The sequence below is a fragment of the Staphylococcus sp. TCBT05 genome (assembly GCF_055179755.1).
Genome location: NZ_JBUQDQ010000005.1, coordinates 163,764 through 179,558, shown reverse-complemented (window position 1 = coordinate 179,558; position 15,795 = coordinate 163,764). Strand labels below are relative to the sequence as shown.

10 protein-coding genes are annotated in these 15,795 nt (G+C 36.0%); 4 read left to right on the top strand and 6 right to left on the bottom strand.

The annotated features are described in order from the left end of the window. Positions 1–10: 10 nt before the first annotated feature. From ACY191_RS00765 to ACY191_RS00740, 6 genes are all read right to left on the bottom strand, one after another. Positions 11–1,897 (bottom strand): assimilatory sulfite reductase (NADPH) flavoprotein subunit, encoded by a 1,887-nt coding sequence (locus ACY191_RS00765; RefSeq protein ID WP_232165215.1) that lies wholly within the window; start codon positions 1,895–1,897, stop codon positions 11–13. A gap of 359 nt (positions 1,898–2,256) precedes the next feature. Then, positions 2,257–2,997, bottom strand: coding sequence for a cyclase family protein (locus tag ACY191_RS00760; protein ID WP_229366809.1), 741 nt, complete (start codon positions 2,995–2,997; stop codon positions 2,257–2,259). A 24-nt stretch (positions 2,998–3,021) separates the two neighbouring features. Beyond that, positions 3,022–5,268, bottom strand: coding sequence for a 5-methyltetrahydropteroyltriglutamate--homocysteine S-methyltransferase (gene metE / locus ACY191_RS00755; RefSeq protein ID WP_229367408.1), 2,247 nt, complete (start codon positions 5,266–5,268; stop codon positions 3,022–3,024). After that, on the bottom strand, positions 5,262–7,106 hold the full coding sequence (locus tag ACY191_RS00750; RefSeq protein WP_042737675.1) for a bifunctional homocysteine S-methyltransferase/methylenetetrahydrofolate reductase: 1,845 nt from the start codon (positions 7,104–7,106) through the stop codon (positions 5,262–5,264). Before ACY191_RS00750 ends, metE begins: the two co-directional genes overlap by 7 nt. After that, positions 7,060–8,235, bottom strand: coding sequence for a cystathionine beta-lyase MetC (gene metC / locus ACY191_RS00745; protein WP_042737674.1), 1,176 nt, complete (start codon positions 8,233–8,235; stop codon positions 7,060–7,062). The genes ACY191_RS00750 and metC overlap by 47 nt, the downstream gene beginning before the upstream one ends. Next, positions 8,232–9,335, bottom strand: coding sequence for a PLP-dependent transferase (locus ACY191_RS00740; RefSeq protein WP_042737673.1), 1,104 nt, complete (start codon positions 9,333–9,335; stop codon positions 8,232–8,234). Before ACY191_RS00740 ends, metC begins: the two co-directional genes overlap by 4 nt. Before the next feature lie 646 nt (positions 9,336–9,981). On the opposite strand from ACY191_RS00740, the gene ACY191_RS00735 reads away from it, so the two are divergent. From ACY191_RS00735 to ACY191_RS00720, 4 genes are all read left to right on the top strand, one after another. Beyond that, a complete protein-coding gene (locus ACY191_RS00735; RefSeq protein WP_229366810.1) occupies positions 9,982–10,821 on the top strand; it encodes a ParB/RepB/Spo0J family partition protein in 840 nt (279 codons plus the stop codon). 502 nt (positions 10,822–11,323) lie between these two features. Beyond that, a complete protein-coding gene (locus ACY191_RS00730) occupies positions 11,324–12,049 on the top strand; it encodes a phosphoadenylyl-sulfate reductase (RefSeq protein WP_107511883.1) in 726 nt (241 codons plus the stop codon). A gap of 193 nt (positions 12,050–12,242) precedes the next feature. Next, positions 12,243–14,066 (top strand): assimilatory sulfite reductase (NADPH) flavoprotein subunit, encoded by a 1,824-nt coding sequence (locus ACY191_RS00725; protein WP_042737670.1) that lies wholly within the window; start codon positions 12,243–12,245, stop codon positions 14,064–14,066. Positions 14,067–14,083: 17 nt separating this feature from the next. Continuing rightward, on the top strand, positions 14,084–15,790 hold the full coding sequence (locus ACY191_RS00720; protein ID WP_042737669.1) for an NADPH-dependent assimilatory sulfite reductase hemoprotein subunit: 1,707 nt from the start codon (positions 14,084–14,086) through the stop codon (positions 15,788–15,790). The last annotated feature ends 5 nt before the right edge of the window (positions 15,791–15,795 follow it).

Sequence of the window (15,795 nt, the reverse complement as noted above, 5' to 3'; positions counted from 1 at the left end):
TTAATCTTTATTAATATACATCACGTTGGTAACGTTGAGCTTTGATAAGTTCTGTTAAATAATGTTCTGCTGCAGTTTCATCATAGCCACCGTGTTGCATTACTACATTAACAAGTGATTGATGTACGCCTTTAGCCATATCCTCTTTATCACCACAAAGATAGATTGTTGCGCCATCTTCAAGCCAACGATAAAATTCAGCACCATTTTCTTCAATTCGATGTTGTACGTAGATTTTATTTTCTGTATCTCTAGAAAATGCTAAATCTAATTTACTCAATACGCCATCATTTAACCAGCGTTCTAGGTCTGTTTGATAGAGGTAATCAGTACTATAATTTTGATTTCCAAAGATTAACCATTGATTGCCAGCTAATCCTAAGTATTCGCGTTCTTGTAAATAAGCACGATATGGAGCAATACCAGTGCCGGCACCAATCATAATTGTTGCCGTGTTATTGTCATATGAGAATTTAAAGTTTGGATTTTTCTTTAAATATACAGGTAAGCTATCCCCAATTGGGGTACGTTCTGCAAGTTGTCCTGAGCATACGCCAAGACGTTCACGGTGATAGGCATCATAACGTACGACGCGTACTGTAAGATGCACGCTATCTGCATTTACTTTATTGCTGCTTGCAATAGAATACTCTCTTGGCGGTAACTTTCTCAAAATATCAATCAATGTTTGAGGTTCTATGCTATAAGGTGAGAAATCTGTGACCAGATCTATTAAATCTCTACCATAAATATAGTTAGTTATCCAAGTATCTTTTTGAGCATTTGCTCTCAGCATTGGGTTTTTAAATACATCTGCTGCTTGTTTAATGAGTGACGGACTTAGTTTTGAAATTTCAAAATGCTTTGTGAATGCTTCTTTGACAGTAATGGTTTCAGCGTCTTTGCCTATTTGAACTGTCGTATCTGCTTCCCATCCTAAGACGTGTATCAGTTTGTTGACTAATGATGGTGCATTTTCAGGAATAATTACTAAACTGTCGCCTGGTTCATAAGATTCGCCATAACCTGCTAAAGATAAAGATAAATGTCTTACTTCTCTCGTTGCCTCTGGTGCAGTCAATACAGTATTATCAATAACTTTAGCTTCATAAGGTTGGTCCTTAGAATAACCCTCCTCATGTGTCTCTAGCGTTACTTCTTCAGCAGTAGCTGTTTCTTTAACTTTATCGGGTGCACGAGCAGATAATAGTTCGACCATATCTGCCATCCATTGTTCTGATGTTTCTTCAAAATCGAAGTCGCAATCCACTCGTTCTGCGATACGGTTGGCACCTAATTGTTCGAGTATATGATCAAAGTCTTTTCCAGCTTGGCAAAAGTCAGGGAAATCTTGATCCCCCAATGCTAATACTGAATAATTTAATGATTCTAAACGTGGTGCTGTATCACCGTGTAAATACTCATATAAATCAATGGCATTTATTGGTGGTTCACCAACACCTTGGGTCGAACAAATTATAAATACATAGCCTACGGTTGTAAGTTTATCCTTTGGAAAGTCATCCATATCCCACAAATGTACATTAAAGTTATGAGATTTTAATGTTGTTTCAAACTGTTCTGAAACCTCTTCGGCATTACCTGTTTCAGTACCAAATAGAATATGAACATCTAAAGGCTCTGTTACAGTTTGAGTGTCTTCGGTAGCTACTGTTTCAACTGGTGATTCGCTAGAAGTTGAAGACGTAGTAGATGCAGAAGATGCCGTAGACGTAGTGTCAGTTTCTGAAGTGTAATCCTCTACGGATGAGTTGATAAGATAGCCACTTAACCAATGCTTTTGTTCGGAAGAGAGCATGGGCAGTAACTGATTTATGAGATCCAATTGATTCGTATCAAAAGGAGTATTTGATTGATTGAGTTGCAAAAATGTCACCTCGTTCTTAAATGTATAAAGTACAAAAATTCCACATACATACTATTTTTATATGAAATTTATAAAAATTATAACATTATTTTATAGTTTTATTAATTATTTGTAGAGACTTTTGTTATTTTGTATTATCAATAAATACTAAAAGTTTGATTTTTGTTGCGAAACTGTAACCTTAGTAGATATCGTCAATAATATCTTACATTCTTATGATACAAGTTAACCCCAAATCATTCCAAGGGATAGAATCGATTTGGGGTTATTGTTTATATTTATAGAAAGGAGAATGATAGTTATAAAAAGGGCTCAATTTTTTATAACTATCATTTATAATGGCTAGATTTTAGTGTTAATTGATTAATTTAAGGTTTGATTGCAAATGCACGAACAGGAAATCCTGGTGCGTCATTTGGTTTCGGGCTAATCGTATAAATGATTGCGCCGCGTGTTGGTAATTGATCTAAATTTGTTAACAGCTCAATTTGGTAGGTGTCTTGAGATAAGACGTAACGTTCGCCGACAATATCACCATTTTTGGCTACATCTACTGAGGCGTCAGTGTCAAAGGTTTCATGACCAATCGCTTTGATATGCCTTGCTTCAAATAAGAATTGTAAGGCGTCCAACCCCCAACCGGGTAAATGGAGATTTCCTTCAGTATCTCTATTTTCGAAACGTTCAATGTCTGGCCAACGTTTTGACCAATCGCTACGTAAAGCAACGAATGTGCCAGGCTCAATTTTGCCATGTTCAGCTTCCCACTGTGCGATATGATTTTGCGTTAAAATGAAATCAGCGTCTTTCGCAACTTCATCCGAGAAGTCTAACACAATGAGTGGAAGTGCGAGTTCTGTAAGTTCAATTTCATGTAAATATCTGGTATTTTCTACAAAATGTATTGGCGCATCAATATGTGTACCATACTGTGTAACGAGGTTCCAATTTTGAACGTAAAATCCATCGTCTTGTACATTGAACAAAGTAGATACTTTAGCACGTTCAAATTCACTGAAACATGGGATTGTTTCATCAAAGGAGTGGGTCAAGTCGACCCACGTTAATGTCTTAAGTTGTTCTAACTGTTTCCACAAAGGATAGCTCATAAGAATCACCTACAATAAGATTTATTAAACTGTTGCTGAATTTGTTGTTTTACGTAATTTATCAACTGAATTAACTAATACAGTTAATGCTTCGACAACTTCGTCTTCTTTACGTGTTTTTAGACCACAGTCAGGGTTAACCCAGAATAGTGAACGGTCGATTTCTTGTAAAGCACGGTCGATCGCAGTCGTGATTTCTTCTTCAGTTGGAATACGTGGACTGTGAATATCATAGACACCAAGGCCAATACCTAAGTCATACGTAATGTCTTCAAAGTCTTGGATTAAATCACCATGGCTACGTGAAGTTTCGATTGAGATTACATCTGCATCTAAATCATAGATTGCGTGAATGATTTGTCCAAATTGAGAATAACACATATGCGTATGGATTTGTGTTTCATCAGCCACTGAAGAAGTTGAAAGTTTGAATGAACGTACAGCTTTATCTAAATAGTCTGCATGATATTCTGAACGTAATGGTAAACCTTCACGTAATGCCGGCTCATCTACTTGGATGATTTGGATACCAGCTTCTTCTAAAGCAAGTACTTCTTCATTGATCGCTAGTGCGATTTGGTCTTGAACTTCTTCACGAGGTAAATCTACACGTTCGAATGACCAGTTTAAGATTGTAACTGGACCAGTTAACATACCTTTGACAGGTTTGTCTGTTAAACTTTGTGCGTATAAAGTTTCTTTCACAGTTAATGGTTCAGTCCATTTAACATCTCCATAGATGATTGGTGGCTTAACAGCACGTGAACCGTATGATTGAACCCAACCGAATTTAGTAACTAAGAAACCTTGTAATTTCTCACCGAAGAATTCTACCATGTCATTACGTTCGAACTCACCGTGTACTAATACATCTAAACCGATATCTTCTTGAATCTTAATCCAACGAGCAATCTCATTATCTAAGAATGTTTTGTATGCTTCGTCTGTGATACGGTTATTTTTCCAATCTGCACGTTGTTTACGTACTTCTTGTGATTGAGGGAATGAACCAATTGTTGTTGTTGGTAAATCTGGTAAGTTTAAGCGTGCATCTTGTGCTTTTTTACGCTCAGCAAATACTGATTTACGAGATGTTGGTACACTATCAAAGTCATATTCAAGGTTTTTGAATGATTGGTTTTGGAAACGTTCATAGCTTGCTTTTAACTCATTATATTTAGCATCATCGTTATCATTAAACAATCTTCGTAATGCATCAAGTTCGTCTAACTTTTCAGTTGCAAAGCTTAAGCCTTCAGCGATTGAATCGTCTAATGTTTCATCATCTAACGATACTGGAACGTGTAATAAAGAAGATGACGGTTGAATGACAAGATCATCTGTATATGATTGTAATGTTTCGATTAATTCTTTCTTTGCTTCGATATCAGTTGCCCAAACATTACGGCCATCGATGATACCAGCATAAAGTGTCTTAGAACGATCTAAATCGCCAGCTTTAATTTGCTCAAGGTTGAAGTTACGATCGTGAACGAAGTCTAAACCTAAACCTTTAACCGGTAGACTGTTTAAGAATTTTAAATTTACGCGTTCGAAGTATGTTTGGATGACTAGTTTATCTTCTAGTCCTGCATCAGCAAAATACTTATACGCTGCAGCAGTGATGTCTTCATAATCGGCACTATCATCTTCAACTAATGCTGGTTCATCAACTTGGATGTATTCAGCACCTGCATCAGCAAGTGATTGCAATACTTCTTTATATAATGGTAGTAATGTGTTTACTTTTTCTTCAAAAGTTTGGTTGCCGCCTTTTGATAATTTTACAAAAGTGATTGGGCCAACGATAACTGGGTGTGCATTAACATTTAAAGATTGTGCATATTTAAAGCGTTCTAACAAAACGTTATTGTTTAATTTTGGTTCTACATTATCCCATTCAGGTACGATATAGTGATAGTTTGTGTTAAACCATTTAATCAATGCGCTTGCAACATGTTCTTTGTTACCACGAGCAATATCGAATAATAAATCATCATTAACATCTCTACCTTGGAAACGCTCAGGAATAATGTTAAATAATAAAGATGTATCAAGAATGTGGTCGTAAAGTGAGAAGTCACCAACTGGAATACTTGATAAATTATAGTTCTTTTGTAGTAATAAGTTTTCTTTGTGTAAATCAGTTAATTGTTGGTGTAATGTGTCTAAGTCTACTTTCTTTGACCAGTATCCTTCGATCGCTTTTTTCCATTCTCTCTTTCTACCTAATCTTGGAAAACCTAAATTTGATGTTTGAATTGTCATAATATTGCCTCCTGTTTATTTGAAGTAATCGTTTTTGAATATGATGCAAGTTCAAGTGTATAATCGACGCTTTGGAATGGTGTGATTAAATATAGACCATTAAAATATTGATGAACGGTATCGATTAATTCCTTTGAAAGTTTCAAGCTTAAAGCTTTTGTTTTTTCTTTATCGTCTTTTACGGCTTCAAATTGACTGAGTATTTCTTCAGATAATTTGATACCTGGCACCTCATTATGTAAAAACAAGGCATTCTTATAACTTGTTACAGGCATGATGCCGATAAAAAACGGAGCGTCTAAATGTTTAGTTGCTTCATATACTTCTTTGATTTTTTCAGCACTGTAGACGGGTTGGGTGATGAAGTAATTCATCCCACTTTCTAACTTTCTTTCTAACCGTCGTACTGCACCATCTAACTTTCTTACATTCGGATCAAACGCGCCGGCGATGTTGAAGTTGGTATTGACCTTCAGCGCATCACCATCAGTATTGATACCTTGGTTAAAGCGTAATGCAATTTCAGTTAAACCTTTGGAATTTACATCATATACATTGGACGCACCTGGCAAGTGCCCAATCTTTGATGGATCACCAGTAATCGTTAAAATTTCATTAACGCCAATGAGTGATAGTCCGAGTAAATGTGACTGTAAACCGATAAGGTTTCTATCTCGACATGTGATATGAACGAGTGGCTCGATATCATATTGTTGCTTGATAATACTTGCTGCCGCAATATTACTAACACGAACGGTAGCGAGTGAATTGTCGGCAAGTGTGACTGCATCAATATCAGCCTCGTCAAGTTTTTTGATATTTCTGAAAAATTTGTCTGTGTCTAAATGCTTTGGTGTATCTAATTCAACAATAACAGTAGGTCGTGCTTTGACTTTATCTGTGAGATTTTGTTTAATTGTCGATTGATTACTTTGTTTTTTTACTTTTTTAGTGATTGGAATTACATTTTTGTCTGTAATGGGTGACAGTTCAGCTACAGATGATTTAATAAATTTGATATGTTCTGGTGTTGTGCCACAACATCCACCAATTAAACGAACACCTTCACTGATGAGTTGTTGTGCTACTTTGCCGAAATATACTGCATTATCACTATACTTAAATTCACTGTTATCTATGTCTAATAGGCTAGCATTGGGATAGCATGATAGATAAGCATCATCAGGTAATTCTATATGAGAAAATGATTCCTTCATATGATGTGGGCCGTGATGACAATTTAAGCCGACAATATCTGCACCGCTAGCTATCAATGTCTTTAAAGCTTCATTAATTTCAGTTCCATCTCGCAAATAATTAGTATTTAGCGCTGTGAGTTGAGCGATAATAGGGATATTGTATTTACGTTTAGTAGCGGTAATAATGTTAGTTAATTCATCTAAATCGTAATAGGTTTCGAAGAGTAAGCCATCGACACCTTCTTCTATTAAAGTATCTACTTGTATTTCTGTGTGATACTGAATTGCGGTCAGTTCTAAATCCTCTTGTTTAATACCTCTAAATCCACCTACAGTACCGAGAATAAATGTATCTTCGTTTGCTGCATTTTTAGCAATGCGCACAGCAGCCTGGTGTATTTCTTTAACCTTGTGCTCTAACCCAAAGACCTTTAACTTTTCAAAGTTTGCACCATACGTATTGGTTTGGATGATATCTGCACCTGCATCAATATAACTTTGATGTATACGTTGTACCTTTTCAGGATATGTTAAGTTGTACGCTTCTGGGCAAGTATCCAGGCCTTCAGAGTAAAATATAGTTCCGATTGCACCGTCAGCGACTAGAATATTGTTCTGTAATGCCTTGAGTAATTGACTCATTGAAAGCCTCCTTAAATGCATAGTTTAAATCTGCAATTAATTCTTCTGGTTGTTCTAAACCAACACTTAATCTAAACAAGCCAAATGTGATATTACGTGCTTCACGCACTTCTTGTGGTACCGCTGCATGTGACATTGTAGCTGGATGTGACAAGATTGTTTCGACACCGCCCAAACTAACTGAAACGAGTGGCAATGTTAATGCGTCTACAAATGCTTGTGCTTTGGATTCGTCTTTTAATCTAAATCCGAGTACTGCGCCACCATGGCTCGCTTGTGCCAAATGTAATGAATCATTACCTGGGTAATAGACTTCTGCGATTTCAGTTCTTTCTATTAAAAAGTCATATAATTTTTGAGCATTTGATACAGATTGATTAAAGCGAACAGGTAATGTTTTTAAATGTTTAGCCAGTGTCCAACTATCCTGAGCAGATAGAGCAGTTCCTGTACCATTTTGTAATAGGTATAAAGCATCAGCTACTTCTTTGTTACTAGTGATAGCTACACCTGCAATAATGTCGCTATGACCTCCTAAAAATTTAGTAGCACTATGTACCACAATATCAGCTCCCAAAGAGAGAGGTGATTGTCCAAGTGGTGTCATAAACGTATTGTCTACTGCGACTAATAATTCATGTTGTTGAGCGATTTGAACAATACCCTTGATGTCTGTAACTTTGAATAAAGGGTTAGACGGTGTTTCGATATAAATTAATTTGGTATTATCTTGAATCGCTGCTTCAACACTTTCTAACTCTGTAGTGTCAACTGTTGTAAATTGAATGTTATAACGCGTTAATATCTGTTCAGTTAATCGGAATGTGCCACCGTATACATCGTCTGGTAGAATAACATGATCACCTGCGCTGAGTGTTAATAACACTGCAGAAATTGCTGCAATACCTGAAGCATAAGCAAAGGCATAGTCTCCACCTTCAAGTTTGGCTAACTTTTCTTCGAGTAATGCTCTGTTAGGATTACCACTTCTTGCATAGTCATAAGTAGCATTGCCACCTAATACTTTTTGATGAAAAGTTGATGAATCATATAAAGGAGGATTAGCAGAATCATAATCAGTCCCTCTATGTGCGTCGAATATCACTTCAGTTTCTTTTGATAAACTCATGAAATCACTCCTTCTTTAGATTTTTCTAATGCTTGTATAATATCGCTTTCGATATCGTCATAGTCTTCAATCCCAATAGATAGTCTAAGTAGATGCTCATCAATGCCACGTTTATCCTTTTCTTCATCAGGCATATCGACATGGGTTTGTGTGTAAGGGAATGTAATAAAGGTTTCCGTTCCACCAAGACTTTCTGCAAAGATACAAATTTCTAAATTTTCCAAAAATTTATTTGCTTTAAAGTTCTTATTTAATCGTAAGCTGAGCATACCCGTCTGTCCGCTATAAAGAACTTCGTCAATTGCTTCTAAGTTACTACATCGTTCAGCGAGTAATTTGGCGTTATATTCTGAACGATCCATTCTGAGGTGCAAAGTCTTCAATCCGCGCTGTAGTAAGTAGCTATCGATTGGAGCAAGCGTAGCGCCAATCATGTTGTGAAAATCAGCGAATTGTTCTGCTAACGCGTCATCTTTAACTGTTACTACACCAGCTAGTACATCATTGTGACCACCGATATATTTAGTGGCTGAATGTAATACGATGTCTGCACCATCTTCGAGAGGTGTAGAGAGATAAGGTGTTAAAAATGTGTTATCTACAATTGTTAACAGATTATATTCTTTGCCTAAAATGTAATAAGGGTCTAAGTCAATCTTAATCATTTGAGGATTTGAGATTGGTTCAATGAATAAGGCTTTAGTATTGTCAGTGATTTGGCCTTTTACTTCTTCGTAATTTAGGAAATCTACGTATTTGAAACGAATACCGTATTGTTTCTCATAAAAATCAAATAGTCTAAATGTGCCACCATATAAATCGAATGAGACTAGTATTTCATCACCTGATTTAAATAAATTACAAACCAGTTGAATGGCTGCCATACCACTTGAAGTTGCGAAGGAAGCTGTTCCGCGTTCTAATTTTGCAAAAGCTTCTTCAAAGGCAGAGCGTGTTGGGTTCTTGGTACGAGTGTAATCGTAACCTGTAGACGCCCCTAAATGTGGATGTTGATATGCCGTTGATAAATATATTGGATTGGCGATTGCGCCTGTTTGATCTTCAGATAATGCAATTTGTGCTAGTTCAGTATTTTTCATAATCGATAACCTCCTTGTTTGAAATAAAAAAAGCCTCCGTCCTTTAAACCCGAATAAATCGGATGTAAAGGACGAAAGCTTAGCTCGCGGTACCACCTTAATTTGTCACGTTATCACTAACGTAACCTTATCCAGTACGCCATCTTGTTAATTTAACTTAACGTCTGAATTGTGTCATCATATAGTGCATTAAAAAACTCACCTTAATATATAATAATTAAAATGAGTATTAACGACGTATACGACGTGTGGATAAATCCAGTACGCCATTCAACAAAATGTTAATACTGTATCGCTGTAACGGGCGATCCCGTTGAAACCTCATATTGGCAACAACACTCAAAGGCCATTTTCGAACTTTCTTTCTGTGTCTTCTTTCAGCGTATCAAAGACTCTCTGTGTCAGCAGTGTAAGTTTTACTTTCCTTATTACTGTGTTTGGTTTGTTTCTGTTGTAAATTTGATATACCTAAGATTACACACTCGAATTCAATTTGTCAACAACTTATCAGAAAATTTTGATTTAACTAAAAATAATGTGATTCTATTCAGTAATAAATTAGCAATGCTATACTAGAAAATATATTAACAAAGTATAGGGCACTTTATTTTAGACTGGTTATTATAGAGGGAGAGGTGTAGCAATTATGAATGTAGAAGATCAACGATTACAGTTAGTGGGGGATGCTGAAATACAAGAGATAAAGCTTGATGAAATTAAAGCCAACCCTTATCAACCGAGAAAGACCTTTGATGAGGAGAAGCTAGATGACTTAGCTGGTTCGATTAAGAATCATGGTGTCTTGCAGCCTATCGTAGTTAGGAAGGCGATAACCGGTTATACAATTGTAGTTGGGGAAAGACGTTTTCGTGCTTCTCAACGAGCGGGGATGTCTCATATACCTGCAATCGTTAAATCTTTAACTGATGAAGATATGATGGAACTTGCCATAATAGAAAATTTGCAACGAGAAGACTTAAATGCAATAGAAGAGGCAGAAAGTTATAAGAAATTAATGACTGATTTGAAATTAACACAACAACAAGTGGCAACCCGTTTGAGTAAATCGCGCCCATATATTGCTAATATGCTACGTTTACTACACTTACCTAATGAAATAGCTCAAATGGTTAAAGCAGGAAAGCTTTCAGGTGCACATGGTAGAACGTTGTTAATCGTGAAAGAACCAACAAGGATGAAACAAATTGCCAACCAAGCAATCAAAGAATCATGGAGTGTCCGTGAATTAGAATCCTATGTACAAACGTTAACGACTAATAATCAAATAGCAGAACCTACACAAAGTGACTCAATTACGAAACCGAAATTTATTCGACAACAAGAACGTCAATTACAGGAACAATATGGTGCCAAAGTAGCCATTTCTACGCGTAATAGAAAGGGACATATCACATTTGAATTTAAGTCAGAAGAAGAATTTAGAAACTTAATACGACAATTAAATGATAAATACAATCTTGATTAATAATGTGATATACGCTGCCGTTTAATTCCAAATATGTAAAATTGGGCGCGCCTTAATCAATATGAGTGCGCTATAAGAAATTATCATTTATAAATACACTTTGAATGTTGCCGATATATCCCGACATGCAAAGTGTATTTTTGTGTTATCAATGTAAATAGAGTTGGTTTACAAATTAGAATCATTATAAAAAATAAAAATTTTCAAAAAACTAAAATCATTAATAAAGTCAATACTGACAAGGTTTGTAGGGATTTCAGATTATTGTAATTATCTTTTTAAAATAATTATAAAATCGGTTTATAAACGTTGATTTTAAAGGGTTTGCAGCGTTATTCTCAATTGAATTGAACGCTTGATTATACTGGTGAAATAGACTTGACATAAAAAATGACAGTGAGTAAAGTGATTAACATAAATTATTTTCGAATAATTCTAAATACGAAAATGTAGCGCGGAGTTTTACGGAGCACATTAAAGAAAAAAGGGGATGAACCCATTAATGTCAGTAGAAAAAATTACTTATGATAACTTTTATGATGACGCGTTTGACAATGTTGATATTACAGACGAGACAAAAGGTGCACGTGAAGTAATCTCTTGGGCTTATGAAACGTATGGTGACTCTATTATTTATTCATGTAGTTTTGGTGCAGAAGGCATGATTCTAATTGATTTGATCTATAGCGTGAAAAAAGATGCTGAGATTGTCTTTTTAGATACTGACCTCCATTTCCAAGAAACTTATGATTTGATAGACAGAGTTAAAGCACGTTATCCAGAACTCAATATAAAACTAAAGAAACCAGATTTAACATTAGAAGAGCAATCTGCGGAATATAAACCAGCATTATGGAAGAGTGACCCTAATATGTGTTGTTATATTCGCAAGATTAAACCTTTAGAAGAAGTATTATCAGGTGCGACAGCATGGGTTTCAGGTTTGCGTCGATCACAGGGACCTTCAAGAGCGAACACGAATTTTATCAACAAAGATGAACGCTTCCAATCTGTTAAGGTATGTCCTTTAATTCATTGGACTTGGGACGATGTATGGGATTACATCAAGAAATACGATTTACATTATAACGAATTACATGATTTTAACTATCCTAGTATTGGTTGCATTCCTTGTACATCAGCTGTCAGTGGTTCAGGTGATTCAAGAGCAGGAAGATGGACGAATTCAACTAAGACTGAATGTGGTTTGCATACAACACGACCTTAACGACTATATACACATATTTTTTTACTTTTAAACCTTAGTAAACTAATCAGTTATATAATCAATCGAGTATTATATTGTGTGCATTTTGCACGCAATATAAGGTTGGTTATCCTGTAACTTAATCAAATGTGTATGAAATGAAAGTATTTTAAAACAAGAGAAATGAAAATAGACTATATGAGGTGAACTTGCTGTGAATTTATCTGTAACAAACAGTCCATTCAACGAAGAACAAGCAACACAACTGAATCAAATCATTCAAAACCTTACGCCTGAGCAACAGACATGGTTAAGTGGTTACTTGACTGCTAATCAACAAGCTGTAGCAAATGGTTCGGCTCCAACGCCACAAGTGGCAGAATACGTCCTAAACAATGAACCCCAAGCAAACAGTGATCGACATATTACGATTTTATATGGTTCTGAGACTGGAAATGCACAAGGGTTAGGTGAAATCTTTGCTGATCGTTTAGTAGAACATAACTATACAGTTAAATTAAGTTCGATGGATGATTTTAAACCTAAAGATTTGAAAAAAGTAGAGGATTTATTTGTTATTTCATCTACTCATGGTGAAGGAGATCCACCTGATAATGCGTTAAGTTTCCATGAGTTTTTACATGGTAGAAAGGCACCAAAATTAGAAGGAGTTAGATTCTCTGTATTAGCTTTAGGTGATGAATCTTATGAATTCTTCTGCCAAACGGGTAAAGATTTCGATAAACGCTTAGAAGAATTAGGCGGCGAACGTATCATTGACCGTCAAGACTGTGATATAGACTATGATGATCTAGCTGAAAAATGGATGAACGCTAATATTGAAAAGCTTAATAGTAGTTCTGGTATTCAACAGCAGACGGTAACATCTACAGAAACAGTAGCTTCTGCAAAAGAGAAACGCTATTCAAAAGCAAATCCATATCGCGCAGAAGTATTAGAAAATATCAATTTAAATGGTAGAGGCTCAAACAAAGAAGTAAGACATGTCGAGTTATTGCTTGATAATTATGGTGAAGAATACGAGCCAGGTGATTGTTTAGTAGTCATCCCAGAAAATGATCCGGAAATCGTAACACTATTAATTGATACCTTGAAATTTGATGAGACAGAAGAAATTGCAATTAATGAAGATGGCGATACACTACCATTGCGTAAAGCATTGACTGAGCATTTTGAAATTACTAAATTGACGAAGCCATTATTACAAAAAGCAGCTGATCTGATTGGTAATACACAATTATCAGAAAAGGTGCAAGATGCAGATTGGGTACACACATACATAGATGGTAGAGATTTAGTCGATTTGTTTACTGATTTCCCATCTGAGACATTTAAAGCTGAGAATCTACATCAATTATTAAGAAAATTGCCACCAAGAGAATACTCTATTGCAAGTAGTTATAAAGCAAATCCAGATGAAGTACACATTACGGTTGGCGCAGTGAGATACCACGCACATGGTCGAGATCGTTCAGGCGTTTGTTCTGTACAACTCGCAGAAAGAGTTCAACCAGGTGATACGATTCCAATTTATTTGAAGAAGAATCCAAATTTCAAATTCCCAACAGATGAAACGCCTGTGATTATGATTGGGCCGGGGACGGGTGTTGCACCATTTAGAGCATACATGCAAGAACGTGAAGAATTAGGGTTAGAAAGTAAGACGTGGTTATTCTTTGGAGAACAACATTTTACAACGGACTTCCTATATCAAACTGAATGGCAAGAATGGCTTAAGGATGATGTATTAACTAAGTTAGATTTAGCATTCTCAAGAGACACAGATGAGAAAGTTTATGTCCAACATAGAATTGCGGAGCATAGTGCTACTTTCTATGAATGGTTAATGAATGGCGCTGCATTGTACGTTTGTGGAGATGAGAAACAAATGGCGAAGGATGTTCATCAAACTATTCGCTACGTATTAGAGCAAGAAGGCGGTATGTCAGAAACGGAAGCTGAAGCTTATCTAACGGAAATGAAAAAAGAAAAACGTTATCAACGTGACGTTTATTAAGAGAAAGGGATGATAGTATGGCTGATTCGAATTTAAACTTTTCAGAGAAACTTGATGAAATGGAACGAATCAAAACAGAAAGTAACTATCTTCGCGGTACGATTGAGGAAGGTTTAGCAGATAGAATTACAGGTGCAATAGCTGAAGAAGATACTAAACTTTTAAAATTCCATGGTAGTTACATGCAAGACGACAGAGATCTTCGAGATGAACGTCGAAAACAAAAATTAGAACCTGCTTATAGTTTCATGATTAGAGTTCGTGCGCCAGGCGGTGCGTCAACACCAGAGCAGTGGATTGCAATGGATGATATTGCAAATGAATATGCAAATCACACGATTAAATTGACAACACGCCAAGCATTCCAATTTCACGGTATCTTAAAGAGAAATCTTAAACAAACAATGTTTGATATAAACCAATCATTATTAGATACGTTAGCGGCATGTGGTGATGTTAACCGAAACGTTATGAGCAACCCGAACCCTTATCAATCAGATGTCCATGCAGAAGTTAACCAAATTGCTAGTGATATCAGTGCACATCTATCACCAAGAACACAAGCCTATCATGAGATTTGGTTAGATGGTGAAAAAGTGATGGACACAAGTGTTGAGGAAGAACCACTTTACGGTAAAACATATTTACCACGTAAATTTAAAATTGGTATTGCTGTTCCACCATCAAACGATATCGACGTATACTCGCAAGATATTGGTTTAATTTCTATTATTGAAGATGGCAAGCTTGTTGGATTTAATGTCACAGTTGGTGGCGGTATGGGTATGACACATGGTAATACCAAAACATATCCACAACTTGGGCGTTTAATAGGTTATTTCCCTAAAGAACATGCTTTAGATGTTTGTGAAAAGATCTTAACGATTCAACGTGATTATGGTAATAGACAAGAACGTAAAAATGCGCGTTTCAAATATACAGTAGACCGTTACGGTGCTGATTGGGTACTTAGTGAGTTGAATAACCGTTTAGGTTGGAGTTTAGAATCACCTCGTGAATTCCACTTCGATCATAATGGTGACAGATATGGTTGGACTGAAGGTAGTGGCAAGTGGCATTTCACGTTATTTATACAAAATGGTCGTGTTAAAGATACAGAAGATTACAAATTGAAAACAGCGTTACGTAAAATCGCTGAAATTCATACAGGTGATTTCAGATTAACACCAAACCAAAACTTGGTAATTGCTAATGTAGACGCACAGAAAAAACCAGAAATTGAAGCTTTAATTGATGAGTATGGATTAACTGATGGTAAACATTACACAGGTTTACGACGCAATTCAATGGCATGTGTTGCTTTCCCAACTTGTGGTTTAGCAATGGCAGAGTCTGAGAGATATCTACCTTCTTTAATTACTAAAATTGAAGATTTATTGGATGAAGCAGGCTTGAGTGAAGAAGAAATTACAATTCGTATGACAGGTTGCCCAAATGGTTGTGCGAGACCAGCATTGGCAGAAATAGCCTTTATAGGTAAAGCGCCAGGTAAATACAATATGTATTTAGGAGCCAGCTTTACGGGTGATCGATTAAATAAAATGTATAAAGAAAATATTGGAGAAGCAGAAATATTAGAAAGTTTAAGACCAATATTATTGCAATATGCAAAAGAAAGAACTGAGGGAGAACATTTTGGAGACTTCGTTGTACGTGCAGGTATTGTAGACGCAGTAAATGATGGTCAAGTGTTCCACAGTTAAAAAAT

Coding starts and splice junctions, on each gene's coding strand:
- ACY191_RS00760 (WP_229366809.1), bottom strand. CDS start 2,997: ATGAGCTATCCTTTGTGGAAACAGTTAGAACAACTTAAGACATTAACG.
- ACY191_RS00750 (WP_042737675.1), bottom strand. CDS start 7,106: ATGAGTCAATTACTCAAGGCATTACAGAACAATATTCTAGTCGCTGAC.
- metC (WP_042737674.1), bottom strand. CDS start 8,235: ATGAGTTTATCAAAAGAAACTGAAGTGATATTCGACGCACATAGAGGG.
- ACY191_RS00740 (WP_042737673.1), bottom strand. CDS start 9,335: ATGAAAAATACTGAACTAGCACAAATTGCATTATCTGAAGATCAAACA.
- ACY191_RS00735 (WP_229366810.1), top strand. CDS start 9,982: ATGAATGTAGAAGATCAACGATTACAGTTAGTGGGGGATGCTGAAATA.
- ACY191_RS00730 (WP_107511883.1), top strand. CDS start 11,324: ATGTCAGTAGAAAAAATTACTTATGATAACTTTTATGATGACGCGTTT.
- ACY191_RS00720 (WP_042737669.1), top strand. CDS start 14,084: ATGGCTGATTCGAATTTAAACTTTTCAGAGAAACTTGATGAAATGGAA.